25 protein-coding genes and 1 pseudogene are annotated in these 23658 nt (G+C 66.1%); 17 read left to right on the top strand and 9 right to left on the bottom strand.

Translation table 11 applies throughout. The annotated features are described in order from the left end of the window. Positions 1 to 72: 72 nt before the first annotated feature. The gene (locus tag BMY22_RS05460; RefSeq protein WP_090620184.1) at positions 73 to 2247 is read right to left on the bottom strand and encodes a malate synthase G; all 2175 of its coding nucleotides are present in this window, start codon (positions 2245 to 2247) and stop codon (positions 73 to 75) included. A gap of 291 nt (positions 2248 to 2538) precedes the next feature. Between BMY22_RS05460 and BMY22_RS05455 the strand changes: the two genes are divergently transcribed. After that, positions 2539 to 3057, top strand: coding sequence for a glycine cleavage system transcriptional repressor (locus BMY22_RS05455; RefSeq protein ID WP_090620182.1), 519 nt, complete (start codon positions 2539 to 2541; stop codon positions 3055 to 3057). 169 nt (positions 3058 to 3226) lie between these two features. On the opposite strand, the gene BMY22_RS05450 is transcribed toward BMY22_RS05455, so the two are convergent. Together BMY22_RS05450 and BMY22_RS05445 are read right to left on the bottom strand one after the other, a co-directional pair. Then, the gene (locus BMY22_RS05450) at positions 3227 to 4201 is read right to left on the bottom strand and encodes a serine/threonine protein kinase (protein WP_090620181.1); all 975 of its coding nucleotides are present in this window, start codon (positions 4199 to 4201) and stop codon (positions 3227 to 3229) included. Between the two features lie 93 nt (positions 4202 to 4294). Continuing rightward, a complete protein-coding gene (locus BMY22_RS05445) occupies positions 4295 to 5011 on the bottom strand; it encodes a ComF family protein (RefSeq protein WP_090620179.1) in 717 nt (238 codons plus the stop codon). A 133-nt stretch (positions 5012 to 5144) separates the two neighbouring features. Here BMY22_RS05445 and bioB point away from each other — a divergent pair, with 133 nt between their 5' ends. The 12 genes and pseudogenes from bioB (at position 5145) to BMY22_RS05395 (ending at position 15979) form a co-directional block, all read left to right on the top strand. Further along, the gene (gene bioB, locus BMY22_RS05440; RefSeq protein WP_090620178.1) at positions 5145 to 6203 is read left to right on the top strand and encodes a biotin synthase BioB; all 1059 of its coding nucleotides are present in this window, start codon (positions 5145 to 5147) and stop codon (positions 6201 to 6203) included. Between the two features lie 112 nt (positions 6204 to 6315). Next, positions 6316 to 7491, top strand: a complete 1176-nt coding sequence (gene bioF, locus BMY22_RS05435) for an 8-amino-7-oxononanoate synthase (RefSeq protein WP_090620176.1) — start codon at positions 6316 to 6318, stop codon at positions 7489 to 7491. Further along, a complete protein-coding gene (locus BMY22_RS05430) occupies positions 7488 to 8210 on the top strand; it encodes an alpha/beta fold hydrolase (RefSeq protein WP_090620175.1) in 723 nt (240 codons plus the stop codon). Before bioF ends, BMY22_RS05430 begins: the two co-directional genes overlap by 4 nt. Continuing rightward, positions 8203 to 9006, top strand: a complete 804-nt coding sequence (gene bioC / locus BMY22_RS05425; protein WP_090620173.1) for a malonyl-ACP O-methyltransferase BioC — start codon at positions 8203 to 8205, stop codon at positions 9004 to 9006. Before BMY22_RS05430 ends, bioC begins: the two co-directional genes overlap by 8 nt. Before the next feature lie 80 nt (positions 9007 to 9086). Beyond that, the gene (locus tag BMY22_RS05420; protein WP_090620172.1) at positions 9087 to 9710 is read left to right on the top strand and encodes a CDP-alcohol phosphatidyltransferase family protein; all 624 of its coding nucleotides are present in this window, start codon (positions 9087 to 9089) and stop codon (positions 9708 to 9710) included. Between the two features lie 31 nt (positions 9711 to 9741). Next, positions 9742 to 10434, top strand: coding sequence for a lysophospholipid acyltransferase family protein (locus BMY22_RS05415; RefSeq protein WP_090620170.1), 693 nt, complete (start codon positions 9742 to 9744; stop codon positions 10432 to 10434). 1 nt (position 10435) lies between these two features. Beyond that, complete coding sequence (locus BMY22_RS05410; RefSeq protein ID WP_090620169.1) at positions 10436 to 11368, top strand: phosphatidate cytidylyltransferase; 933 nt, start codon at positions 10436 to 10438, stop codon at positions 11366 to 11368. A gap of 86 nt (positions 11369 to 11454) precedes the next feature. After that, entirely contained in the window at positions 11455 to 12276 is an 822-nt protein-coding gene (locus BMY22_RS23660) for a hypothetical protein (protein WP_143068460.1), read from the top strand. 112 nt (positions 12277 to 12388) lie between these two features. Next, complete coding sequence (locus tag BMY22_RS05405) at positions 12389 to 13222, top strand: arylamine N-acetyltransferase family protein (protein ID WP_090620167.1); 834 nt, start codon at positions 12389 to 12391, stop codon at positions 13220 to 13222. Between the two features lie 31 nt (positions 13223 to 13253). Beyond that, positions 13254 to 13446, top strand: a pseudogene (locus BMY22_RS24290) (phosphatidate cytidylyltransferase); the annotation flags it as partial. 334 nt (positions 13447 to 13780) lie between these two features. Further along, positions 13781 to 14776, top strand: coding sequence for a phosphatase PAP2 family protein (locus BMY22_RS05400; protein WP_167363703.1), 996 nt, complete (start codon positions 13781 to 13783; stop codon positions 14774 to 14776). Positions 14777 to 15172: 396 nt separating this feature from the next. Continuing rightward, positions 15173 to 15979, top strand: a complete 807-nt coding sequence (locus BMY22_RS05395) for a hypothetical protein (RefSeq protein ID WP_090620165.1) — start codon at positions 15173 to 15175, stop codon at positions 15977 to 15979. 103 nt (positions 15980 to 16082) lie between these two features. Here the strand turns inward: BMY22_RS05395 and BMY22_RS05390 are convergent, their stop codons facing one another. The 3 genes from BMY22_RS05390 to BMY22_RS05380 form a co-directional block, all read right to left on the bottom strand. After that, entirely contained in the window at positions 16083 to 16871 is a 789-nt protein-coding gene (locus BMY22_RS05390) for a glycosyltransferase family 25 protein (RefSeq protein ID WP_090620163.1), read from the bottom strand. Between the two features lie 210 nt (positions 16872 to 17081). Next, positions 17082 to 17627 carry a lipocalin family protein gene (locus tag BMY22_RS05385; RefSeq protein ID WP_090620162.1) on the bottom strand — a complete coding sequence of 182 codons (546 nt, stop codon included), beginning with the start codon at positions 17625 to 17627 and terminating at the stop codon, positions 17082 to 17084. Positions 17628 to 17736: 109 nt separating this feature from the next. Continuing rightward, complete coding sequence (locus BMY22_RS05380; protein ID WP_090620160.1) at positions 17737 to 18630, bottom strand: PA4780 family RIO1-like protein kinase; 894 nt, start codon at positions 18628 to 18630, stop codon at positions 17737 to 17739. 333 nt (positions 18631 to 18963) lie between these two features. On the opposite strand from BMY22_RS05380, the gene BMY22_RS05375 reads away from it, so the two are divergent. Next, positions 18964 to 19488, top strand: coding sequence for a flavodoxin (locus BMY22_RS05375; RefSeq protein WP_090620159.1), 525 nt, complete (start codon positions 18964 to 18966; stop codon positions 19486 to 19488). Positions 19489 to 19536: 48 nt separating this feature from the next. On the opposite strand, the gene BMY22_RS05370 is transcribed toward BMY22_RS05375, so the two are convergent. Further along, a complete protein-coding gene (locus BMY22_RS05370; RefSeq protein ID WP_090620308.1) occupies positions 19537 to 20211 on the bottom strand; it encodes a thiopurine S-methyltransferase in 675 nt (224 codons plus the stop codon). A gap of 448 nt (positions 20212 to 20659) precedes the next feature. Here BMY22_RS05370 and BMY22_RS05365 point away from each other — a divergent pair, with 448 nt between their 5' ends. Both BMY22_RS05365 and bioD read left to right on the top strand, forming a co-directional pair. Continuing rightward, the gene (locus BMY22_RS05365; RefSeq protein WP_090620158.1) at positions 20660 to 21160 is read left to right on the top strand and encodes a transcriptional regulator; all 501 of its coding nucleotides are present in this window, start codon (positions 20660 to 20662) and stop codon (positions 21158 to 21160) included. Between the two features lie 52 nt (positions 21161 to 21212). Continuing rightward, complete coding sequence (bioD, locus tag BMY22_RS05360) at positions 21213 to 21896, top strand: dethiobiotin synthase (RefSeq protein ID WP_090620156.1); 684 nt, start codon at positions 21213 to 21215, stop codon at positions 21894 to 21896. A 27-nt stretch (positions 21897 to 21923) separates the two neighbouring features. Here the strand turns inward: bioD and BMY22_RS23655 are convergent, their stop codons facing one another. Beyond that, positions 21924 to 22070: a lmo0937 family membrane protein gene (locus BMY22_RS23655; RefSeq protein ID WP_139204295.1), complete on the bottom strand. Its 147-nt coding sequence runs from the start codon at positions 22068 to 22070 to the stop codon at positions 21924 to 21926. A 235-nt stretch (positions 22071 to 22305) separates the two neighbouring features. Here BMY22_RS23655 and BMY22_RS05355 point away from each other — a divergent pair, with 235 nt between their 5' ends. Beyond that, positions 22306 to 23034 carry a Crp/Fnr family transcriptional regulator gene (locus BMY22_RS05355; protein ID WP_090620155.1) on the top strand — a complete coding sequence of 243 codons (729 nt, stop codon included), beginning with the start codon at positions 22306 to 22308 and terminating at the stop codon, positions 23032 to 23034. 22 nt (positions 23035 to 23056) lie between these two features. Here BMY22_RS05355 and BMY22_RS05350 read toward each other — a convergent pair whose 3' ends face one another. Continuing rightward, a complete protein-coding gene (locus tag BMY22_RS05350; protein WP_090620153.1) occupies positions 23057 to 23215 on the bottom strand; it encodes a DUF3309 family protein in 159 nt (52 codons plus the stop codon). Positions 23216 to 23658: the final 443 nt, after the last annotated feature.

Genomic DNA, 23658 nt, shown 5'->3' with positions numbered 1-23658 from the left:
CAGGAGGAAGGCGCGCGGCGCGGGGTGGAGCGCCGGGCCGGCGCTCCGGGTCGGCATCCCTGCCGGAGGGGTTCAGAGACCGTGCTTGGCCTTGAATTCGCGGCGGCGGCGGTGCAGCACCGGCTCGGTGTAGCCGTTGGGCTGCTTGGTGCCCTCGACCACCAGCTCGACGGCCGCCTGGAAGGCCACGCCGTCGAAGTTCGGCGCCATCGGACGGTACAGCGGATCGCTGGCGTTCTGACGGTCGACCACCACCGCCATGCGCTTGAGGGTTTCCATGACCTGCTCGAGGGTGCACACGCCGTGGCGCAGCCAGTTGGCGATGTGCTGGCTGGAGATGCGCAGGGTGGCGCGGTCTTCCATCAGGCCGATGTCGTTGATGTCCGGCACCTTGGAGCAGCCGACGCCCTGGTCGATCCAGCGCACCACGTAGCCGAGGATGCCCTGGGCGTTGTTGTCCAGCTCCTGCTGGATCTCGGCGGCCGACCAGCCGATGCTCGGCGCCAGCGGGATGGTCAGGATGTCGTCCAGCGAGGCGCGTTCGCGCTTGGCCAGCTCCTGCTGACGGGCGAACACGTCGACCTTGTGGTAGTGCAGGGCGTGCAGGGCGGCGGCGGTCGGCGACGGTACCCAGGCGGTGTTGGCGCCGGCCAGCGGGTGGGCGATCTTCTGCTCGAGCATGGCGGCCATCAGGTCGGGCATGGCCCACATGCCCTTGCCGATCTGCGCGCGACCGGACAGACCGGTGGCCAGGCCGATGTCGACGTTCCAGTTCTCGTAGGCGCCGATCCACTTGGCGCCCTTGATGTCGCCCTTGCGGATGAAGGCACCGGCTTCCATGGAGGTGTGCAGCTCGTCGCCGGTACGGTCGAGGAAGCCGGTGTTGATGAACACCACGCGCTCGCGGGCGGCCTTGATGCACGCCTTGAGGTTGACCGTGGTGCGGCGCTCCTCGTCCATGATGCCGACCTTGAGGGTGTTGCGGGTCAGGCCGAGGACGTCCTCGACGCGGCCGAACAGCTCGTTGGTGAAGGCGACTTCCTCGGGGCCGTGCATCTTCGGCTTGACGATGTACACGCTGCCGGTGCGGCTGTTCTTGCGGCGGGTGTTGCCCTTGAGGTTGTGGAGGGCGATCAGGCTGGTGAACAGCGCGTCCTGAATGCCTTCCGGCACCTCGTTGCCGTCCTGGTCGAGGATCGCGTCGTTGGTCATCAGGTGACCGACGTTGCGCACGAACAGCAGGGAGCGGCCGTGCAGGGTCAGCGCGCCGCCGGCGGGAGCGCTGTACTCGCGGTCCGGGTTCATGGTGCGGGTGAAGGTGCTGCCGCCCTTGGCCACTTCCTCGGCCAGGTCGCCTTTCATCAGGCCCAGCCAGTTCTTGTAGATCACCACCTTGTCGTCGGCGTCGACGGCGGCCACGGAGTCCTCGCAGTCCATGATGGTGGTCAGCGCGGCCTCCATCAGCACGTCTTTGACGCCGGCGGCGTCGGTCTTGCCGATCGGGCTCTGCGGGTCGATCTGGATCTCGAAGTGCAGGCCGTTGTGCTTGAGCAGCACGGCCTTGGGCGCGCTCGCCTCGCCCTGGAAACCGACCAGCTGGGCCGGGTTCTGCAGGCCGGTGCCGGTGCCGCCCTGGAGGGCGACGACCAGCTTGCCGCCGTCGATGCGATAGCCGGTGGCGTCGACGTGGGAGGCGCCTTCCAGTGGCGCGGACTGGTCGAGGAAGGCGCGGGCGAAGGCGATGACCCGGTCGCCGCGGACCTTGTTGTAGCCCTGGCCCTTCTCGGCGCCATCGGTTTCCGGGATGGCGTCGGTGCCGTACAGGGCGTCGTACAGCGAGCCCCAGCGCGCATTGGCGGCGTTCAGGGCGAAGCGCGCGTTCATTACCGGCACCACCAGCTGCGGGCCGGCCATGCGGGCGATCTCGTCGTCGACGTTCTCGGTGCTGGCGGCGAAGTCCTCGGGCTCCGGCAGCAGATAGCCGATTTCCTGCAGGAAGGCCTTGTAGGCCACGGCGTCGTGGCCCTGGCCGGCGCGGGCCTGGTGCCAGGCGTCGATCTGTGCCTGCAGGGCGTCGCGCTTGGCCAGCAGGGTGCGGTTCTTCGGTGCCAGGTCGTGGATGATGCCGGCGGCGCCAGCCCAGAAGGCGGCGACATCGACGCCGGTGCCGGGGATCGCTTCGCCGTTGATGAAGTCATACAGGACTTTGGCGACCTGCAGGCCGCCGGCTTGAACGCGCTCGGTCATATTTGCCTCGTTTTCAGTTGGGTTCCGGATCGCACCGGGACGGCGTCTGCTCGTTTTGTAGTGCGTGGCGCAGCATACTACATAAAGGCCGCGGGGAAATCTGCGTTGCAGCGCAGGGCCTACGACGAAAGTCAGACGGCAGGGCCTTTCCCGCCGCGCTCCGGGGATGCGGCCTGCACGGGGCGGCCCGGCCGTTGTACCGTGCCTATACTGCCAGGGATGCGTCTGGCAGATCGGCAGGTTCGCCGCTAACGAGACGGGCGCGAGCCCGGCAGCAGTAAGGAGACGACAGTGGATCATCTGGTACTGACGGTAATCGCCCGGGACAAGCCGGGGCTGGTGGAGCTGCTTGCCCAGTGCATCGCCGGGCATGGCGGCAACTGGCTGGAAAGCCGCATGGCGCGCATGGCCGGGCAGTTCGCCGGGATTTTGCGGGTGGCCGTGCCCGAGGCGGCCCATGCCGATCTCGCCGCCGCGCTGCGGGCCATGGAGGGGCAGGGCATCCGCGTGCTGCTGGCGCCGAGCGGCGCCGAGCCGACCGCGACCTGGCGGTCGATCCAGCTGGAGCTGGTCGGCAACGACCGCCCCGGCATCGTCCGCGACATCACCCGCCTGCTCGCCGAGCACGGCGTCAACCTGGAAAGCCTGGACACCGAGGTGGCGCCGGCGCCGATGAGCAGCGAGATGCTGTTCCATGCCCAGGCCCAGCTGGCGGTGCCCATGGAGCTGTCGCTGGACCTGCTGCAGCAGCGCCTGGAAACCCTGGCCGACGACCTGATGGTGGAGCTGATCCTGCGTCCGGAAGAGTGAACCCCCGGTCATCCGTGCTGCCTTGGCCGCGGTGGATAACGCTTGGCGGTTATCCATGAGGGGTTCGTAGGGCGGGCAACCGCGCCGCGTTGCCCGCCAACGGCCGCGCAGGGGCCGCTCTCGCGCCGGCGGGCCGCGTCTCCAGCGGCCCGGCCCGGCCCGGCCCGGCTCAGAACAGCCGCAGCGGTTCCTCGTCCAGCGCCGCCCGCTGTTCGCGGAGGATCAGGATCTGCTCGCCCCAGTAGCGCTCGCTGCCGAACCAGGGAAAGCTCGGCGGGAACGCCGGGTCGTCCCAGCGCCGCGCCAGCCAGGCGCTGTAGTGGATCAGGCGCAGGGCGCGCAGGCCCTCGATCAGCGCCAGCTGGCGCGGTTCGAAGTCGTGGAACTCCTGGTAGCCGTCCATCAGCTCGGCGAGCTGGCCGAGGCGCTCCTGGCGGTCGCCGGCGAGCATCATCCACAAATCCTGCACCGGCGGACCCATCCGGCAGTCGTCCAGGTCGACGATGTGGAAGCTGTCGTCGCGGCACAGCAGGTTGCCCGGATGGCAGTCGCCGTGGATGCGGATCGCCCGGTAGGGGGTGGCGGCGAACAGTCCGTCGAGGCGCGCGAGCAGGTCGCGGGCGACCGACTCGTAGGCCGGCAGCAGGCTTTTCGGGACGAAGCCGCCGTCGAGCAGGGTGGCCAGCGAGTCGTGGCCGAAGTTCTGCACCTTCAGCGCCTCGCGGTGCTCGAACGGCCGGCTCGCGCCCACCGCGTGCAGCCGGCCGAGCAGGCCGCCGAGGCGGTACAGCTGGTCCAGGTTGCCGGGCTCCGGCGCCCGCCCGCCGCGGCGCGGAAACAGGGCGAAGCGAAAGCCGGCATGCTCGAACAGGCTTTCCCCGTCGCGCACCAGCGGCGCCACCACCGGCACCTCGCAGTCGGCCAGCTCCAGGGCGAAGGCGTGCTCCTCGCGGATCGCCGCGTCGCTCCAGCGCTGCGGCCGGTAGAACTTGGCGATCAGCGGCTGCTCGTCCTCGATGCCGACCTGATAGACCCGGTTCTCGTAGCTGTTCAGCGCCAGCACGCGGGCATCGCTGAGGTAGCCGAGGCTCTCGACGGCATCCAGCACCAGGTCGGGGGTGAGGGACTCGAAAGGGTGGCTCATGGGTGGCTCCGGGGAAGTGGGCCGGTCAGTCTAACGGTTGCGCCGGGGGCTGTATCCGTATGGTCCGCAGGGGGTTCCGGCCGGACGGCGGATTCAGTGCTCGCCCGGGCGGGGCGTGCGCGCCAGGCAGTAGACGTCGACCCGCGCTGCGCCGGCCGCGCGCAGCAGGCGGGCGAGGGCCTCGGCGGTGGCGCCGGTGGTCAGTACGTCGTCGACCAGTGCCACATGCCGGCCGGCCACGGCTGCCGGATCGGCGAGGGCGAAGGCGCCGCGCAGGTTGCGCCGCCGTGCGGCGGCGTCCAGTTGCTGCTGCGCCGGGGTGTCCTGGGGGCGCCGCAGCAGCTCTTCGTCCACCGCCAGTTGCAGCGGCTTGCCCAGCCAGCGGGAGAGCATCGCCGCCTGGTTGAAGCCGCGCCGGCGCAGCCGCCGACCGGCCAGGGGCACCGGCAGCAGGCAGTCCGGGCGCGGCAGGCCTTCGGCGAAGGCGTGCTGCAGGTGGCGCTCGAGCAGCTCGCCGAGCAGCCGGCCCAGCGGCCAGCGCGCCTGGTGCTTGAAGCGGGCGATCAGGGTGTCGACGGGGAAGGCGTAGCGCCAGGGCGCCTCGACCCGGGCGAAGGCCGGCGGCTGCTTCTGGCAGGCGCCGCAGACCAGTCCCGCGGCGGGCAGCGGCAGGGCGCAGACCGCACAGTGCGCGCCGAGCCAGGGCAGTTCGGTCTCGCAGCCGCTGCACAGCGGCAGAGCGGTTTCGGCCGGTTCGTCGCACAGCAGGCAGTGCTGGTTGTTTTTAAACCAGTTGTAGACCTGGTTCATGGATGTGGTTGACAGCGCATGGAGCTTCCCTAAAAATTTCACCCATCCATGTCGGGCCATGCACTCTAGCAGGTCGCGGCCCCCAGACCGAACGCCCGTCAGCCCGGGCCTTTCTTGCAAGGATGAATCCCCCATGAGTGCCTCCGCCGCCACCGCCCTGCGCCACGACTGGACCCTCGCCGAGGTTCGCGCGCTGTTCGAGCTGCCGTTCAACGATCTGCTGTTCCAGGCGCAGACGGTGCACCGCCGGCACTTCGACCCCAACCGCGTGCAGGTCTCGACCCTGCTGTCGATCAAGACCGGCGCTTGCCCGGAGGACTGCAAGTATTGCTCGCAGTCCGGCCACCACAACACCGGGTTGGACAAGGCCAAGCTGATGGAGGTGCAGAAGGTCCTCCAGGCCGCCGCCGAGGCCAGGGCCATCGGTTCGACCCGCTTCTGCATGGGCGCGGCCTGGAAGCATCCCTCGGCCAAGGACATGCCCTACGTGCTGGAGATGGTCAAGGGCGTCAAGGCCCTGGGCCTGGAGACCTGCATGACCCTCGGCACCCTGAGCCGCGAGCAGACCCAGGCGCTGGCCGCCGCCGGCCTCGACTACTACAACCACAACCTCGACACCTCGCCGGAGTTCTACGGCAACATCGTCACTACCCGCACCTATGCCGAACGCCTGGAAACCCTGGCCCACGTGCGCGAGGCGGGGATGAAGATCTGCTCCGGCGGCATCCTCGGCATGGGCGAGTCCCTCGACGACCGCGCCGGCCTCCTGATCCAACTGGCCAACCTGCCGGAGCACCCGGAGTCGGTGCCGATCAACATGCTGGTCAAGGTCCAGGGTACCCCGCTGGAAAACGCCGAGGACGTCGATCCCTTCGACTTCATCCGCACCCTCGCGGTGGCGCGGATCATGATGCCCAAATCCCACGTGCGGCTGTCCGCCGGCCGTTCCGAGATGAACGACCAGATGCAGGCCCTGGCCTTCTTCGCCGGCGCCAACTCGATCTTCTACGGCGAGCGGCTGCTGACCACCGGCAACCCCGAGGCGGAGAAGGACATGCGTCTGTTCGCCCGCCTCGGCATCCAGCCGGAGGCGCGCGAGGGGCATGCCGACGAGGTGCACCAGGCGGCCATCGAGCAGGCGCTGATCGAGCAGAAGAACAGCGCGCTGTTCTACGACGCCACTTCGGCCTGACCTTCCCTTGGCGGATGAGCGAAGCGTCATCCACCCTGCGCAAGATCCGATTTCTGCGTAGGGTGGATAACCCGCTTGCGGTCATCCGCCGTTGCCAACTCGCCGAGCCGCCATGTCCTTCGATCTCGCTTCCCGCCTCGCCGCCCGCCGCGCCGAGCACCTCTACCGCCAGCGCCCGCTGCTGGACAGCCCGCAGGGGCCGGAGGTGGTCGTCGACGGCCGGCCGCTGCTGGCCTTCTGTTCCAACGACTACCTCGGGCTGGCCAGTCATCCCGAGGTGATCCGCGCCCTGCAGCTGGGCGCGGAAAAGTGGGGCGTCGGCGGCGGCGCCTCGCACCTGGTGATCGGCCACAGCACCCCGCACCACGCGCTGGAAGAGGCGCTCGCCGCGTTCACCGGGCGGCCGCGCGCGCTGTTGTTCTCCACCGGCTACATGGCCAACCTGGCGGCGGTGACGGCGCTGGTGGGGCAGGGCGACACGGTGCTGGAGGACCGCCTCAACCACGCCTCGCTGCTGGATGCCGGACTGCTCTCCGGGGCGCGCTTCTCGCGCTACCTGCACAACGATCCGGCGAGCCTCGCCGCCCGCCTGGACAAGGCCGTCGGCAACACCCTGGTGGTCACCGACGGGGTGTTCAGCATGGACGGCGACCTGGCCGATTTGCCGGCGCTCTGCGCTACGGCCAGAGAACAGGGCGCCTGGGTCATGGTCGACGACGCCCACGGCTTCGGCCCGCTGGGTGCCAGCGGCGGCGGCATCGTCGAGCACTTCGGCCTGGGCCTTGATGACGTGCCGGTGCTGGTCGGCACCCTCGGCAAGGCCTTCGGCACCGCCGGGGCCTTCGTCGCCGGCAGCGAGGAACTGATCGAGACGCTGATCCAGTTCGCCCGCCCCTACATCTACACCACCAGCCAGCCGCCGGCGGTGGCCTGCGCCACCCTGAAGAGCCTCGAGCTGCTGCGCACGGAGGGCTGGCGCCGCGCGCACCTCAATCGGCTGATCGCCCGCTTCCGCGCCGGCGCCGCGGAGCTGGGTTTGACCCTGATGGACAGCCCGACGCCGATCCAGCCGCTGCTGATCGGCGGCAGCGCCCGCGCCATGGAGTTCTCCCGCCTGCTGCGCGAACGGGGCCTGCTGGTCGGCGCCATCCGCCCGCCCACCGTGCCGGCCGGCACCGCGCGGCTGCGGGTGACCCTTTCCGCCGCCCACAGCGAAGAACAGGTCGAGCGCCTGCTCGTCGCGCTGGGCGAATGCCGGGCGCTGCTGGCGCCGGAGGATGACGCATGAGCCGACTGATCCTGCTGCCCGGCTGGGGCCTCGGCCCGGCTGCTCTGGAGCCGCTGGCCGGCGCATTGGCCGAGCAGGGGCTGGCCGTCGAACGGGCCGACTTGCCGGCCCTGGAGAGCGCGAACCCCGACGCCTGGCTCGCCGAACTGGATGAGCGTCTGCCGGACGATGCCTGGCTCGGCGGCTGGTCGCTGGGCGGCATGCTCGCCGCCGCGCTGGCCGCCCGGCGCGGCGCGCGCTGTCGCGGACTGCTGACGCTGGCCAGCAACGCCTGCTTCGTCGCCCGCGAAGACTGGCCGTCGGCGATGAGCGCCGAAACCTTCGCCGTCTTCCGCGACGGCTGCGCGCAGGACGCCAGCGCCCTCCTCAAGCGCTTCGCGCTGCTCTGCAGCCAGGGTTGCGGCGAGGCCCGCGCCCTGTCGCGCCAGCTCAACCAGGGCATCCCGGCGCAGGAGGCGGCGCAGCGCCTCGCCGGCCTCGCGGTGCTCGCCGCGCTGGACAACCGCGCGGCGCTGGCGGCCTTCGCCGGCCCGCAGCTGCATCTGCTGGCCGAGGCCGACGCCCTGGTCCCGACGGCGGCCGCCGAGCCGTTGCGGGCGCTGCTCGAACGCGGCGCGGTCGAGCGGGTCGCCGGAACCGGCCACGCCTTCGTCCTCGAACAGCCGCAGGCGCTGGCCGCACGGCTGGCCACCTTCGTCCGCGAGGCCGACGATGACTGAAGCCTCCCTGAGCCCGTTGCCGGACAAGCGCCGGGTCGCCGCCTCCTTCTCCCGCGCCGCGGCCAGCTACGACGGCGTGGCCGGGCTGCAGCGCGCGGTCGGCGCCGAGCTGCTGGCCCGCCTGCCGGCCGGCATGCGCGCACCGCGCTGGGTCGATCTGGGCAGCGGCACCGGCCATTTCTCCCAGGCGCTGGCCGAGCGCTTCCCCGCCGGGCAGGGCATGGCGCTGGATCTCGCCGAGGGCATGCTGCGCCACGCCCGGCCGCGCGGCGGCGCGGCGCACTTCGTCTGCGGCGACGCCGAGCATCTGCCGCTGGCCGGCGCCAGCCAGGATCTGCTGTTCTCCAGCCTGGCGCTGCAATGGTGCGGCGACTTCGCCGCGGTGCTCGCCGAGGCGCGCCGGGTGCTGCGTCCGGGCGGCGTGCTGGCCTTCAGCAGCCTGTGCGCCGGCACCCTGCAGGAGTTGCACGAGAGTTGGCAGGCGGTCGACGGCTTCGTCCACGTCAACCGCTTCCGCCGTTTCCGGGACTATCGGCAACTGTGCGCCGACAGCGGTCTCGACATCCTCGAGTTACGCCAGGAGACGCGGGTGCTGCACTACCGCGACCTGCGCCAGCTGACCCACGAACTCAAGGCCCTCGGCGCCCACAACCTCAACCCCGGCCGCCCGGACGGGCTTACCGGCCGCGCGCGGGTGCTGGCGCTGGTCGAGGCCTACGAGCGCTTTCGCGAGGCCGAAGGGCTGCCGGCCACCTGGCTGGCGGTCTATGGCGTGCTGCGCCGGCGCGCGGAATAAGCGCGGCGCAGGGGCGTCGGCCGGGCAGGGCGGCTGCGGTGCGCTACCCTCGAGAAAGACCCGGCAACGGACCCTGCCCCATGCCCTCCATCTACCAGCTCAAGCCCCGCTTCCAGAACCTGCTGCGCCCGCTGGTGCGGCGCCTTTATGACCGTGGCGTCACCGCCAACCAGGTGACCCTCGCCGCCGCCGTCGTCTCCGTGCTGCTCGGCGCCGCGGTTGCGGTCTTCGCCGGCCACGTCTGGCCGTTCGCCCTGATCCCGCTGTGGATGTTCCTGCGCATGGCGCTCAACGCCATCGACGGCATGCTCGCCCGCGAGTTCGGCCAGCAGTCCGTCCTCGGCGCCTACCTCAACGAACTGTGCGACGTGATCGCCGACAGCGCGCTGCTGCTGCCCTTCGCGCGGGTACCGGGGGTGACGCCGCTGGCGGTGGTCGGCGTGACCCTGCTCGCGGTGTTCGTCGAATACGCCGGGGCGATGGGTCCCTTGGCCGGCGCCGGGCGCCGCTACGACGGGCCGATGGGCAAGAGCGACCGGGCCTTCTGCTTCGGCGTGCTCGGCGCGGGCGTCGCCAGCGGTCTGTTGCCCGGCGCCTGGATCGACGGCCTGCTGGTCCTGATCGCCGCGCTGCTGCTCTGGACCCTGGTCAACCGCGTGCGCCAGGGCCTCGCCGAGGCCGACCGGAACCATCCGCCGGCCTGAGCCGGAGTCATCGCCGCAAGGAGCGACCCCGATGAACAATCCGCAGATTCCCCCGCCCGGCGAAGACCTGCCGACCGTCCCCGCGCCGCGGCCGCGCCCCTCCCCGGCGCAGCGCCTGCTGGCCTGGCCGATCACTGGTTTCGCCCGTCTGCTCACCGGCGCGCGCAGCCTGTGGCGCGGCTGCGCCCCGGAGCCGAAGCAGCGTATCTACTTCGCCAACCACAGCAGCCACGCCGACTTCGTCCTGCTCTGGTCGTCGCTGCCGCCGGCCCTGCGTGCCCGCGCCCGCCCGGTGGCCGGCGCCGACTACTGGCAGCGCGACGCGCTGCGCCGCTTCCTGATCCACCGGGTGTTCCACGGCGTGCTGGTCGACCGCGAACTGCACGACCGGCACCGCAACCCGCTGCAGCCGATGCTCGACGCCCTGGCCGGCGGCGACTCGCTGATCCTCTTTCCCGAGGGCACGCGCAACCTCGAGGACGGCCTGCTGCCGTTCAAGAGCGGCCTCTACCACCTCGCCCGGGCCTGCCCGCAGGTCGAGCTGGTGCCGGTGTGGATCGCCAACCTCAACCGGGCGATGCCCAAGGGCCGCATCCTGCCGTTGCCGCTGCTGTGCACGGTGAGCTTCGGCGCGCCCCTGACCCTCGGCCTCGACGAGGGCAAGAGCGCCTTCCTCGCCCGCGCCCGCGACGCCCTGCTGAACCTGGCTGCGGAGGCCGACTGACATGGACCGCGACACCCTTTCCCTGTTCGCCGGCATCGGCGCCCTGCTGGCGCTGGCCTCCCTGATCGGCTTCGTCCTCCAGTGGCGCTGCCGCGGCGCCGACAGCCCGGTGATCGACAACCTCAACGCGCGGATCAACGCCTGGTGGGTGATGGTCGCGGTGCTCGGCGGTGCCTTCTGGCTCGGCCACGGCGCGGTGATCCTGCTGTTTTGCGCCGTGTCCTTCTTCGCCCTGCGCGAATTCATCACCCTGGCGCCGACCCGCGGCAGCGACTACCCGGCGCTGGCCGCAGCCTTCTACCTGGTGCTGCCGCTGCAGTACCTGCTGATCGCCTACGACTGGTACGGGCTGTTCTCGATCTTCATCCCGGTCTACGTGTTCCTCCTGCTGCCGATCCTCGCCTCGCTGGGTGGCGACACCGCGCACTTCCTCGAACGCACGGCCAAGGTGCAGTGGGGGATGATGATCGCGGTGTTCTGCATCTCCCACGTGCCGGCCCTGCTGACCCTCGACATTCCCGGCTTCGAGGGCCGCCACCTGCTGTTGATCGCTTGGCTGGTGCTGGTGGTGCAGCTCTCCGACGTGCTGCAGTACGTCTGCGGCAAGCTGCTGGGCAAACGCAGGATCGCCCCGCGCCTGTCGCCCTCGAAGACCGTCGAAGGCTTCGCCGGCGGCATCGCCCTCGCCACCCTGACCGGCGCCGCCTTCTACTGGATCACCCCGTTCGACGTCTGGCAGGCTGCGCTGATCGCCCTGGTCGTCACCCTGCTCGGCTTCTTCGGCGGCCTGGTGATGTCCGCCATCAAGCGCGACCGCGGCGTGAAGGACTGGGGCCACATGATCGAAGGCCACGGCGGCATGCTGGATCGGCTGGATTCGGTATGCTTTGCGGCGCCGGTGTTTTTTCATTTGTTGAGGTGGGGGTGGGCGTGAGGGGCAGGGAGCTGGTTTCATAGGGTTAACCCAAGACGGCATATGCACTTGCCGACGATCAATCAACGCAGGGAGCGATTAGTTCTGTGATTAAGGTGCTGGCAAGAAATGTATTAAGGATAATTTTTCTATGGGTGATGGTGCTGCTATGTTTTTGGTTTTTACTTTTTTCTTTTTATAGTTTGGTTTCATATTCGTCTCTGGAGCGGATTTCCCCTGGGTTTGCCGAATTTCTTCGGTATCAGTTTTCGGGTGAGGTAGATAGTGCCAGAGAGAGTTGGCAGTTTCGCGCCGAAGGCTCCAGGAGGGCGTCGCAAAGCTCCTTGGAGGTGGAAGCTTTTGTATGGGCGCAAAACTGCCTTCCGTCATTTGCTACTGAAGATGATAAAGCGGCGCGTATGCAAATGATTCGCTCAATGGTGGTTGATATTAACCAGACATTGATGTTTGAGATAGATCGCTCGAAAGATGAGTTGCAATCGCTGCAGGAAGTTGGAGATATTTTTTCCTCGGTGATTGTGGTGTTGGGAATGCTGGTGACAATATTTACTGCGCTTAACGCATCCGAGTTTAGAGAAAATTCTCGATTGTCGCTGCCTATTAAAGTCGTATCGATAATTCTTCCTGCAACCTTGACGGCTGTAACTGCATTTGGCGAGATTTATGCCGATCCTGATGAGTCTGCAAGAAAGTTTCAGTTGTATAATGGGTTGGTTGGCTTGAAAACTCAGTTGGTTTCAGGTTTGTTGATGGCCGAGTGCCCATTGAATTCTCCTGATGATTTCTCTCGGATGGAGGCTAACGTGGTCGAGTGGAATCGTCGTTTTTTAGAAATGATGTCAAATGTTGAAAGCAGCGACAGTGCTCATAAGCGGTTGCGGCCTGAGGTCAATCTTTCTTCTCAATGATGATCCTTCTGCGTGTGGAAAAAGTCTTGTAGGGCGGGTGCAACCCGCCGGCACCATAATGCGAACATGCGGGTTTCACCCGCCCTACGAATCTGCAGTCAAACCTGAAAATATGAACAACAAAGCCTTCGACCTCGACGACTATCTCGCCCGCCTGAACCATTCCGGCCCCGTACAACCGACGCAGGAGTGCCTGGAGGCGCTCCACCGTGCCCAGCTCTACACGATCCCCTTCGAGAACTTCGATATTCAACTCGGGCGCGGCATCGCGCTCGAGCCCGCGGCGCTGTGCGACAAGCTGGTGCACCGGGCGCGCGGGGGGTATTGCTTCGAACTCAACGGCCTGTTCCTGATGGCGCTCCATGCCATCGGCTTCGAGGCGCGTCCGCTGCTGGGGCGGGTGCATCTGGTCGATCCGCCGTCGGGACGGGAGCACCTGTTTCTCCTGGTGACGTTGCAGGGACGGCCGTGGATCGCCGACGTCGGCTTCGGCGGGCCGGGCTTTCGCGCGCCCATTCCGTTCGCGCTCGACCGCCCGACCAGCCACGACGGGCTGACGTTCCGCCTCGTCGAGGCCGGACCGTTCGGCATCATGCTGCAGGCCCTGAAGCGGGGGCAGTGGCTCGATCTCTACAGTTTCGATCTGGGGCACGTGTTTCCGGCGGACATCGCCCTGGGCAACCACTTCACCTCGACCCATCCCAGTTCCCTGTTCACCGTTGCCCGTGTCGTCGCGCTGCCGACCCCGGGCGGGCGCGTCTCGCTCCTCAACCGCACGCTCAGGATCGTCACCGACGGCGTGGAGCAGGTACGGGAGCTGGCGGAGGGCCAGGCCTATCTCGATGCCTTGAAGACCCATTTCGGCATTGAGCTCGATGCGTCCTACGCGGCGCTCCGTCCGCTTCCGGGCGCTGGGCAGGGAAAAGGGCCCGAGCTTGACTGGTGAGCGTGGGAAAAGGAGCGGATTCATTTTCATGGCCGGCAGCCCGGAGATGTCCGCCATCAAGTGCGACCGCGGCGCGAAGGGTTGGGGCCACAGGCATGTTCGAAGGCTGCGGCGGCATGCCGGATCGGCTGGACTCGGTGTATTTTGCGGCGCCGATCTTTTTTCACCTGCCATGCGGGGGCGTGGGCGGCGATGGGGGAGGGGAATTTTTTCGTAATGAATGAGCCTTCGGAAGGCTACCGCCTAGCTACACTCTTCTCCATTGCAGACAGGGAGTGCCGCAATGATCAGGAGTGTTATCCATCACGCCCATTGGGGCATCATCGCGCCTAATACGCCCTATAGATTCCTGCCGGGGTATCAACTTCGTTATGTCCCGGCGGGAATCTATAGGGCGGCGGGAAGGCTGTTTTTCGGCTTTTCGTTCGCTTGAGTGTCCAGTGCGTTTACACCTCTGCGATGCAGAGGAAAGTGCATTGCCGGATAACCGGTCGCTTGACCGCATACGCCTGCAATGTGGGCGCGGCGCTGGGCTCCGTACCGTCAGGCCGATACACCATGAGCACTGAACTTCAGAGTCCGAATAATTCTCTTGGACGAAAGAATAGATTGGGCTGCTGGGTGGTTGCGGGCTGCCTTGTATTTATCTGCATGACGGTGCTTTTCGATATCGAGTTCGCCATTGTCTTTTTTATATCAAGCATCGCTGGCTTTTCTGTGCTTTGGCTTTTCGCTGTTTTTAACAAACGACACATCCTCTGTTCATCTTGGAGCACTCTTCGAGACCTTGTGTTTTATCTTCTGGTCCTTGCTTGTATTGCCATAGCGAAATCGGTGCTCGTTCCAGCCTTCGGGAGGTTCTTGTCCATGCGTTCGCCTAACATGCGGTTCAAGTCGTTCGTTACGCTGACGGGGGCGTTGCTTGCGCGCCGCTCTTTTACCCGCATGTTGGCCGCCGCAAAAGACTGCCGACGGGGCGCCGTCACGGTCGCTGCTGCGCAGTTTCTGGGGGCATTGCGCGCGCGATTCGCGGTGATGCTCGTTGCGTTGCTCCCTGCCGTCGTCGCCACGCCCACTTACGCCCTGTCGCAGGAAAGTGTGGGCAGCTTTCTGGCAACGGCAATGCCGCTGGCCACGCTCGGCACCGAGTTGTATCGGGGGGATCGGGAAGGGGCCTGGCAATATGCCCTTACCTTTACGACTGCCTCGGTCAGTACGGAAGTGCTCAAGCACGTGATCCATTCCGAGCGGCCTGATGGGTCCGACAATCAGTCCTTCCCGTCGGGCCACGCAACGCGGGCGTTCTCGGCGGCTGCCTATGTGCGCGAACGCCACGGGCTGGAAGCTGCAGCACCTTTGTACGTGACGGCGCTATACGTCGGGTACACCCGGGTGAATGCCGACCGGCACCGCTGGGTCGACATCGCCGGTGCGGCGCTCGTGGCCGAGGTCGCCGCCGCGTGGCTGGTGGAGCGAGCGCCCGCCGCCCAAGTCACCATCTCCCCGGAGTTCGACCGCCGATTCGTCGGCGCACGATTTTTCGCACGCTGGTGATGCCCTGGCGACGGCCTTCCAGACACTGCCGGACAGGTCCGCTCGACAACTCACCTTGCCCGTGGGCGCCAGCGACACGGTGCCCGACCTTGCCACTGAGCGGACCCCCTCCGGTTTAGCCTCGCGCAGCGCCGTGGTCTATCCTGCGCTTTGCGGGGCCGCTGCTCATGTCAAACGCTGGCCGTACAGCCTTTGGCGTAGCCAGACGAGCCGTCCTGCCGACACTACAGCCCTCGCAACTTATTGGGATAAGGAAAAGAGGGGTGGATTTATCTTCAACCGGTATAGATGCCGCGGGCAGTTGAATGCACGGAAGTATTCCATGCTGCAGTCATACGCAGGATTTCAGACGTTCCTGTTTACATGGCCATGAGCGATCCAGGGTAGGAGTCCTCGATGAAAATAGCCGTAGCTTACTTCGGCATCCCCAGGAATTCGAAAATATGTTACCCCTCCATTTTGCAGAATATTTACGCTGCCCTTCCCGAGCGGGCGGATGTCGAGTCGTTCTATCATTTCTATCGACAGGACAGGGTGAGAAATCCACACTCCGGCGAGGATGGAGCGCTGGATTCGGAAAATTACTCGGCATTTGCCGGGATGCAGGGGGTTTTAGAGCCTCCCGACGAGTGCCTGCAGCGCTGGGAGTTCGAGCGGATCAAGGAGTTCGGCGACGCATGGGGGGATGATTTCGTCTCGCTTGGGAATTTGCTGCGTCAGTTGAATTCCTTGTATGAGGTCGTCTCCCAGGTGGAGTCCTTTGCCCCTGATTTTGTCTTGTTCGTGCGGCCGGACCTGTTGTATCACGACCCGATGCCGTCCTATATATTCAGGTTTCCGGGGCTGAGGCGCGATAATGTCTATGTGCCCAATTGGCAATGGTGGGGCGGGCTGAACGATCGCTTCGCCATCTGTGGGCGGGACAGTTACAAGGCCTATGGGCGGCGGATCGAGAGGATATTTGATTTTTGCCAGGCCACGGGGCGTCCTTTGCACTCGGAGCGGCTTCTTAAATATGCGCTTCGGCAGGCTCGGTCGAGAGTCTGCACGCTCAATGTCCGGGCATCCCGTGTTCGGCTCGATGGCAAGGTTGTCGAGGAGTTGTTTTCTTCCAGGAAAAAGATGAAGCGGCGCGAAGACCGGTATATCCATCCCCTGTCGACGTTGAGAACCTTCATGGACAGGTTCTTGTTGATAAGGTAATTGTCGGTATCGTTGTTGGCGGCGCGGCCGGTAGCCAGCTGGGCCGTCGACGAAGCGGCCTGGAACGCCGCTGCGATTCGAAACGCCCCAGGCGGCAGGCCCGTCAGTCCACCAGCCTCCGGTTCCCCATCATCCGCCAGAAAGCGGCCAGAGTTTTCCTTTTGGCCCTGGCGACAAGATTGTCAAGAGTGCTGGAAGAAAAGCCGTCGCCAGAAAACCGCTTGCCTCTGACTCGTGCCCGATCCTTTTCAATGTGGCTATCCGATAGATCGACGGGATGCTTCAGGAGGTTGGAGAAATAAATGCTGACCTCTTTTTCGGGAAAGAAATATCCCCAGTTGTCGGCCAGAACAACTTCGCGACTGTGCTTTTGCAGGACGATCTTTGCCGTTGTCTGTGTGACGACATAACAGCAGGCCCTGAATACGTATTTGTGCGAAAAGAGTGTCAGGCGAAAAACATCTCGATCCAAGGCCGGTTTGCCAAGCAGGTATTTTCGTTTCTTCAGACCATCTTGTCCGCCACAAATAAGTAGCGAATTTTCCGCCAGGCCGCTGGCTATATCGTCGACTCTCCGGATCGATGCATCGTCGCCCAGTACATCGTCTTCCAGAATCAAGGCACGGGGCTCGCCCGAGGCGACGAAAAGCTCGAGTGCCCGAATGTGACTGAGCGTGCACCCCAGCTCCGATGGCGACATGATCTTTCCGGTCGAAGCAACATAACGAAGGTTCTTTTCGTAGTACTGCCTTGCCGAGAGTTCACGCCCATTCACGGCGTTGACGTGAATCATTCCACCATAGTGTTCCGGAAACCGAGCCGCGAGCCGCTCCCTTCTTTCGAGATCGGATTCAAGCGAAACCAGGTAGATCGGAATGCATCTTTCTTTCATCTCAATTACCGATAATCATGCAAATATGTCAGGCATAAGCCGTTCTTATCACAAAAAGCATCGGGCGCGGTATTCGCTCATTTACAGGCAGGATGAAGAGGACCACATAGCGCCAGTGTCCTCCGTCGTACTCGTCATGACCCGGCAGGTGCTGAAGATGGGCCTGCTGCGCCAACTCCGGCCGGGCAAAGAAAGAACGCGACGGCGCCCCTACTCCTGCCGAGTCACCATCAGCTTCCCCAGATCGAATCCCTTCCGACTCAGGCGCTCCAGCAAGGCCTCATACGCCTGCCGCTCGACCTGCGGCGTTCTCGACAGTACCCACAGGTACTCCCGCCGAGGCTCGCTCACCGCGACCAACTGGTGCTGCTCGTCGAGGTCGATGACCCAGTAGTCGCCCCAGACGGCCGGGATCAGGGAAATCCAGGCCGGGGCGAAGCTCACTTCGAATTTCGGCGAGCGGGCGCCGCCGAGCTGACGGGCTGTGCCGATGGCGATTTCGGTCTCGCCGCTCTGTAACCGGCAGCGGTTGATCACCCGGACCTGGCCGTCGGGCATGAGGCTGTAGTCGGCGCGGGTGAAGCCGGCGCATTGCTTCTGGAAGCGGTTCGGATAACGGGCGATCTCGTACCAAGTGCCCATGTAGCTCGGCAGGTCGAGCGCGGCGATGGTGGTCAGGGGCCTGTCGTCGGCGAGGGTGGCGAGCGGGCAGGCACAGAAGAGGGCAATGGCGAGGCAACGCTGGATTCGGCGCATGGGCATGGCTACGAAAGGCGATCAAGCAAGTATCGTGTATCGTGGCGCCATGGCCGGTGGGAAACCGTTGTGCGGGTTTCCCACCCGATGCGGGGCGGTTTGCGCCCCTTTATCCTTGCAGCCACGGCGGCGGCGGTTCCTCGCGCTGCGCCGGCGCGTCTTCCGCCTCCAGCATCGCCCGGCGGCGCGCCTCGTCGGCCAGCGCGGCGTTGATTTCGCGCATCACCGCGTCGACGTCGGCGTCCTCCTCCGGTTCCTCGAACTCGCCGCTCAGCTCGCTGGCCGGGGTCAGCTTGCCGGCCTCGTACAGCGCCCACATCTCTTTGGCATGCTTGCACGTGAGCAGTTCGGGGGCGAAGTAGCCGAAATAGGCGTTCATGTTGGCGACATCGCGCTCGAGCATGCGGAACGCGTGGTTGTTGCCCGCGGCATCCACCGCCTGCGGCAGATCGATCACCACCGGGCCGTCCGGGCCGAGCAGCACGTTGAACTCCGACAGGTCGCCGTGGACCAGGCCGGCACAGAGCATCAGCACCACCTGGCGGATCATGAAGGCGTGGTATTCGCGCGCCTGTTCGGGCGTCAGCACGACGTCGTTCAGGCGCGGCGCCGCATCGCCGTCGGCGCCGGCAACCATCTCCATCAGCAGCACGCCGTCGAGAAAGTCGTAGGGCTTGGGCACGCGCACGCCGGCGCTGTCCAGGCGGTAGAGCGCGGCCACCTCGGCGTTCTGCCAGGCCTCTTCCTGCTCCTTGCGCCCGTGCTTGCTGCCCCGCGCCATGGCCCGCGCGTCGCGGCTGTTGCGTACCTTGCGGCCCTCCTGGTACTCGGCGGCCTGACGGAAGCTGCGCTTGTTGGCCTCCTTGTAGACCTTGGCGCAGCGCAGCTCGGGGCCGCAGCGCACCACGTATACCGCGGCTTCCTTGCCGCTCATCAGCGGGCGTAGGACTTCGTCGATCAGGCCGTCCTCGACCAGGGGCTCAAGGCGTTTGGGTGTTTTCATCGATTTTTGTAGGGCTCGTACTTACCTGGAGGAATCCCGCCACCTTATACGGCAATCGGCCAGCGCGGCGCAGCACGAAAAGGGGCGGATGTGGCGGACGTCGGGCCGGCCCGACGGAGGGTTGACGGAGCGTGGTCGGCACTTTGATAATCATTATTATTTATGTGGATTTCCGGTCCTGGGTTCGCCCTGCCGCTCTGCCGGTATTCGTTCGGCAGGCTGTCCGCCGGCGAGCTGTCGCGAGCGGCGTCGCGCCGGACGGGATCACCGGACGTCCCTGCTGTTTTAGTGGTACACAACATTCATCGTTTCATTCAAGAAGGAAACAGGGGCATGTCACGCATCGGTATCTTCTATGGCAGCAGTTCCGGCGTCACCGGCAAGGTGGCTGAAAAACTCGCCGGGCTTTTGGGCGAGGATCGCTGCGATCTCTTCAACATGGAAGAGGATTTTGTCGATTTCGACGATATGTTGCAGTACGACCACCTGCTGTTCGGCTGCTCCACCTGGGGTTCGGGCGAGGTGCAGAACGACTGGCGCGATCCGCTGCTGGATCTGGCCAACGAAAAGCCCGACTTTTCCGGCAAGACCGTCGCGCTGTTCGGCGCCGGCGACTACGTCGCCCATGGCGAGCAGTTCGTCAGCGCGCTGGGCATTCTGTACGACAAGTTCAAAGCCCGCGGCGCCACCTTGGTCGGCAGTTTTCCGACCGACGGCTACACCTACGAGTACTCCTTCGCGGTGCGCGATGGACAGTTCGTCGGCCTGCCGTTCGACAAGATCAACGAGGCGGACAAGACCGACGAGCGTCTCGAGCGCTGGGTCGCCGTGCTCCAGGAAGAGTTCCTGCCGGCCTGACCGAGGCCCGCGATTGCGCCGGCGTCCCGCCGGCGCCCTGCCGCGCGGCTATCCGGCCGCCCTGCCGGAGAGTCGATAGACCTTGTATTCGGCGCGTCTCGGCGGCTGTTTCGGTGCTTGCGGGTCGCTCTCGAACACGCTCTCGACATGCTCCAGGCTGATCTCGAAACCCTCCGAATACAGGGTCGCGAGTTCTTCGTCCACGCCCAGGGCCTGCACCAGGGAGTCGCCTTCCTCCGCGTCCTCGATGGTCAGCAGAAAGACCCCGGCGCTGGCCGGCACGATCCGACGCAGGTGGGCAACGTAGAGCCGGCGGATGTCTTCCGGCAGGGCGGTGAGCGCCGCCCGGTCGTACACCGTGTCGATCGGTCCCAGATCGGCCTTGTCCAGCGCGAAGTAATCTCCGCAGAGGATGCCGATCCGTCCGTGCTCCCACAAGGTGAAGTCGCCCATCTGCCGTCTGGACGGCTGCAGGCGGTTCTCCCGGAAAAAGGCCCGGACGGCGACGGGGCTCAGTTCGACGCCGATGACGTGGTGGCCCTGCTCGGCAAGCCAGATCATGTCCAGGCTCTTGCCGCAGAGGGGGACGAAGATCCGGCTGCCCTGGGGCCGCGCGAGGTCGGGCCAGAATCTGGCCAGGTAGTGGTTCACCTTCTTCTGGTGGAAGTCGGTTCGCCGGTCGCGCCAGAGTTGCAGCCAGAGGGGGTTGTCGCGGCTGCTCATGACGCTTTCGGCCCCGCCGGCGCCGCCTCCGCGGGGGCGGTAGTGCAGGGCCGGAGAGGCGAAACCGGGCAGGATGGCCGGCATCCGTCGCCAAGGGCGGCGATCGCGAGGGGGTGACAGGCGGGCATGGCACTTTCTTCTCGAGGATGGAGCGTGGTGCATCGGGAAAAGGTTCCGATCGAAGCGCACGGACTTCCGGAGAAGGGGGATGCGGAGCGACAAGACACTCGCGGAGACCGCGCCTGGCATCCATCCGACGAGTCATTCGGGGACAGTATCACGGCTGGCCCGCTTCGGGAGATCCGGATGCCGGCGATGTCGTGCCTGCCGTCGGTTTCGGCGCTGCCTGCTTCTGCGCCGGGCGGACCGGCGGCAGGTCGACCGGAGCGGCCTGGTCTAGACTGCTGTCCGGGTCCATGAGGGACCTGACCGCAATCAAGGAGCCAGCATGTTCAAACATTCCCCCCTCGTTCTGCTCGCCTTTGCCAGTCTGCCGTTGTTCGCCGCCGAAGGCGATGCACCGAGCACCAAGCAGGTCATGCAGGAACACAAGGCCGTCATCCAGAACCGGCTCGCCGACATCGACTACAAGCGCAAGCAGATCGTCGAGGCCAACATGGCCCTCACCGTCCCGGAGGGCGAGGCGTTCTGGCCGGTCTACAACAGCTACCGTACCGAGGCGGACAAGCTGAGCAAGGATGCCATCGCTCTGTTGCTCGATTATGCCCGCGACTACGGCCAGGGCTCGGTGAGCGACGAAAGCGCGGCCAAACTGCAGGAGCGGCTGCTCGATCTGCGCAAGGATCAGCTGGAGCTGAAGGAAAAGTACGCCAAGCGCATCGCCAAGGAGGTTTCGCCGAAGCGCTCGCTGCGCTTCCTGCAGATCGAGGAGCAACTCGACGCCATCAGCCTGCTAGCCAATACCAGCGACATCCCGCTGGTCGAGTGATGGCCTTCGTCGGCTGATATCCTTCTCCGGTTGAACGCGACTGGAGAACGACATGAGCGCCGCCTTTTTCATCGCCGGCACCGATACCGAGATCGGCAAGACCACCGTGGCCTGCGGCCTGCTGCATGCGGCGCGGCGGGCGGGGCTGTCCACCGCGGCGGCCAAGCCGGTGGCCTCCGATTGCCGGGGCACCGCCGAGGGTCTGCGCAACGGCGACGCCCTGGCGCTGCTCGGCGAGTGCTCGCTGGCGCTGGATTATGCCGAGGTCAATCCGTTCGCCTTCGCGCCGGCCATCGCCCCGCACCTGGCGGCTCGGGAAGTCGGCGTCGAGCTGAACGTGGCGGCGCTGCTCGCGCCGGTACGCAAGGTGCTGGCGCGCGGCGCCGACTTCACCCTGGTGGAGGGCGCCGGCGGTTGGCGGGTGCCGCTGGCCGGGCGGGAAAGCCTGTCGGATCTGGCGGTAGCCCTCGGCCTGCCGGTGATCCTGGTGGTCGGCGTGCGCCTGGGCTGCATCAATCACGCCGTGCTGACCGCGGAGGTCATCGCCCGCGACGGCCTGGAGCTGGCCGGCTGGGTGGCCAATGTCGTCGATCCGGCCACCTCACGGCTCGACGAGAACCTCGCGACCCTCGCCGAACGCCTGCCGGCGCCCTGCCTCGGGCGCATTCCGCGCCTTCCCGAAGCTAGCCCGGCGGCGGTGGCGGCGTATCTCGAACTCGGCGCGTTGCGGCGCTGAGCGGCTTGCCGGCCGCATCGGCCGGGGCTATCCCCGGCGGCCCTGAATGAGCTGGACCAGGAACACCACGATTGCCACGACCAGCAGGATATGGATGAGCCCGCCCATGGTGTAGCTCGAAACCAGGCCCAGCACCCACAGGACCAGCAGGATAATCGCGATCGTCATGAGCATGTCTGGATCTCCCATCGTTGCCCGGCAGCAATCTGCCTTTTCGTCAGATTGAGCGTAGCAGCCGGGGTGCGTCTGTTCGCTGGCAGACACAGGGCCATGCCGTTCGGTGCCTCTGCTTTGTCGTCCGTGCGTTGCCCTGCGGGGCCCGTCCGCAGGTCGACCGCTGGCGCGAGGGCGCGGCTGGACTATCCTTCCGGCGTCGAAGGGGAACGTCATTCCCAGCAAGGTAGCCGACATGACCGAGACGCCCACTCCTGCGCAGAATCACTTCCTGGCGGCCCTGCCCGCCGATGTGCGCAACCGCCTGCTGTCTCATCTCGAGCGGGTGCCCCTGCCGCTCGGCAAGGTTCTGTACGAGTCCGGGGATGCCTTGCGTCACGTCTATTTCCCGACCGACTCCATCGTGTCGATGCTCTACGTGATGGAGAGCGGCGCCTCGGCGGAAATCTCGGTGGTGGGCAACGAGGGCTTCGTCGGCGTCGCCCTGCTCATGGGCGGCGGCGGCACCACAGGGCGCGCGGTCGTGCAGAGCGCCGGTCACGCCTGGCGGCTGCCGGCGCTGCGGCTCCGGGAGGAGTTCGAGCGCCACGGCGAGTTGCAGCACCTGGTGCTGCGCTACACCCAGTCGCTGATCACCCAGGTGGCCCAGACGGCGGCCTGCAACCGTCACCACACGATCGACCAGCAGCTGTGCCGCTGGCTGCTGCTGTCGCTGGACCGCCTGCCGGACAACCACTTGACCATGACCCAGGAGCTGATCGCCAACATGCTGGGCGTGCGCCGCGAAGGCGTCACCGAGGCGGCCGGCAAGCTGCAGCGGCTTGGCGTGATCGAGTACAGCCGCGGGCATATCACGGTGCTGGACCGGTCCGCGCTCGAACAGCTGAGTTGCGAGTGTTACGCCGTCGTCAAGCTGGAAACCGATCGCCTGCTGCCCTGGGTTCCCGTGCGCCGCGTCGAGTGACCCGGCCCGCGCGGTGCGTCGCTCACAGCCGCCCCAGCAGCATCAGGACGAGGACGATGATCAGCACCAGCCCCAACCCGCCCATGGGCGCGTAGCCCCAGTTGCGACTGTGCGGCCAGGTCGGCAAGGCACCGAGCAGCATCAGGACCAGAATGATCAACAGGATGGTTCCCAGGCTCATGGCGCTCTCCTTGGACTCGTCGGGGGCAGACTCGCTGCACGGGTGCCGAAGCCGCATGCGGTCATCGGCCTATTTCCAGTTTGGGGTATGTGCCGGCCCGGTTCTGTTCGCCAGCACACACAAGGCCGTTGGTTTCGAGGGATCGAGACCACCATGTCGCCTCGCCCGCCGCTTCGCCGCGGGCGCCTTAAAGCCAGCCCTTTCAAGGTCTTTTGCCTTTCGAGGCCTTGATGAGGCGGTCGGTGGAGACATGGGCGCGAGCGGTCGCGGCATCGACCCAGGCAGCCGGCATCGCCTGCTCCAACGCCAGTCGTGCCATGACACTGGCCGGGGGCGCCTACTGTTCGAATCGCGCCAGAATCTCGTCCCACACCGCCTTGCCCTCTCGCTGGTTTTCGGGAGGGGTTTACGTAAAGACCTTGAAAGGGGTGCCTCTGAGAGGG

Origin of the sequence: Azotobacter beijerinckii, assembly GCF_900110885.1 — a bacterium.
GTDB classification, from domain to species: domain Bacteria; phylum Pseudomonadota; class Gammaproteobacteria; order Pseudomonadales; family Pseudomonadaceae; genus Azotobacter; species Azotobacter beijerinckii.
The sequence above is the reverse complement of the archived record's forward strand: the minus strand, read 5'-3'. Positions and strand labels throughout refer to the sequence as shown.

What these genes read in the sequence shown, in the direction of transcription:
- BMY22_RS05460 (WP_090620184.1), bottom strand. Translation starts at nt 2,247, where the DNA reads ATGACCGAGCGCGTTCAAGCCGGCGGCCTGCAGGTCGCCAAAGTCCTG.
- BMY22_RS05450 (WP_090620181.1), bottom strand. Translation starts at nt 4,201, where the DNA reads ATGAGCCACCCTTTCGAGTCCCTCACCCCCGACCTGGTGCTGGATGCC.
- BMY22_RS05445 (WP_090620179.1), bottom strand. Translation starts at nt 5,011, where the DNA reads ATGAACCAGGTCTACAACTGGTTTAAAAACAACCAGCACTGCCTGCTG.
- bioB (WP_090620178.1), top strand. Translation starts at nt 5,145, where the DNA reads ATGAGTGCCTCCGCCGCCACCGCCCTGCGCCACGACTGGACCCTCGCC.
- bioF (WP_090620176.1), top strand. Translation starts at nt 6,316, where the DNA reads ATGTCCTTCGATCTCGCTTCCCGCCTCGCCGCCCGCCGCGCCGAGCAC.
- BMY22_RS05430 (WP_090620175.1), top strand. Translation starts at nt 7,488, where the DNA reads ATGAGCCGACTGATCCTGCTGCCCGGCTGGGGCCTCGGCCCGGCTGCT.
- bioC (WP_090620173.1), top strand. Translation starts at nt 8,203, where the DNA reads ATGACTGAAGCCTCCCTGAGCCCGTTGCCGGACAAGCGCCGGGTCGCC.
- BMY22_RS05420 (WP_090620172.1), top strand. Translation starts at nt 9,087, where the DNA reads ATGCCCTCCATCTACCAGCTCAAGCCCCGCTTCCAGAACCTGCTGCGC.
- BMY22_RS05415 (WP_090620170.1), top strand. Translation starts at nt 9,742, where the DNA reads ATGAACAATCCGCAGATTCCCCCGCCCGGCGAAGACCTGCCGACCGTC.
- BMY22_RS05410 (WP_090620169.1), top strand. Translation starts at nt 10,436, where the DNA reads ATGGACCGCGACACCCTTTCCCTGTTCGCCGGCATCGGCGCCCTGCTG.
- BMY22_RS05405 (WP_090620167.1), top strand. Translation starts at nt 12,389, where the DNA reads ATGAACAACAAAGCCTTCGACCTCGACGACTATCTCGCCCGCCTGAAC.
- BMY22_RS05400 (WP_167363703.1), top strand. Translation starts at nt 13,781, where the DNA reads ATGAGCACTGAACTTCAGAGTCCGAATAATTCTCTTGGACGAAAGAAT.
- BMY22_RS05395 (WP_090620165.1), top strand. Translation starts at nt 15,173, where the DNA reads ATGAAAATAGCCGTAGCTTACTTCGGCATCCCCAGGAATTCGAAAATA.
- BMY22_RS05390 (WP_090620163.1), bottom strand. Translation starts at nt 16,871, where the DNA reads ATGAAAGAAAGATGCATTCCGATCTACCTGGTTTCGCTTGAATCCGAT.
- BMY22_RS05385 (WP_090620162.1), bottom strand. Translation starts at nt 17,627, where the DNA reads ATGCGCCGAATCCAGCGTTGCCTCGCCATTGCCCTCTTCTGTGCCTGC.
- BMY22_RS05380 (WP_090620160.1), bottom strand. Translation starts at nt 18,630, where the DNA reads ATGAAAACACCCAAACGCCTTGAGCCCCTGGTCGAGGACGGCCTGATC.
- BMY22_RS05375 (WP_090620159.1), top strand. Translation starts at nt 18,964, where the DNA reads ATGTCACGCATCGGTATCTTCTATGGCAGCAGTTCCGGCGTCACCGGC.
- BMY22_RS05370 (WP_090620308.1), bottom strand. Translation starts at nt 20,211, where the DNA reads ATGAGCAGCCGCGACAACCCCCTCTGGCTGCAACTCTGGCGCGACCGG.
- BMY22_RS05365 (WP_090620158.1), top strand. Translation starts at nt 20,660, where the DNA reads ATGTTCAAACATTCCCCCCTCGTTCTGCTCGCCTTTGCCAGTCTGCCG.
- bioD (WP_090620156.1), top strand. Translation starts at nt 21,213, where the DNA reads ATGAGCGCCGCCTTTTTCATCGCCGGCACCGATACCGAGATCGGCAAG.
- BMY22_RS23655 (WP_139204295.1), bottom strand. Translation starts at nt 22,070, where the DNA reads ATGCTCATGACGATCGCGATTATCCTGCTGGTCCTGTGGGTGCTGGGC.
- BMY22_RS05355 (WP_090620155.1), top strand. Translation starts at nt 22,306, where the DNA reads ATGACCGAGACGCCCACTCCTGCGCAGAATCACTTCCTGGCGGCCCTG.
- BMY22_RS05350 (WP_090620153.1), bottom strand. Translation starts at nt 23,215, where the DNA reads ATGAGCCTGGGAACCATCCTGTTGATCATTCTGGTCCTGATGCTGCTC.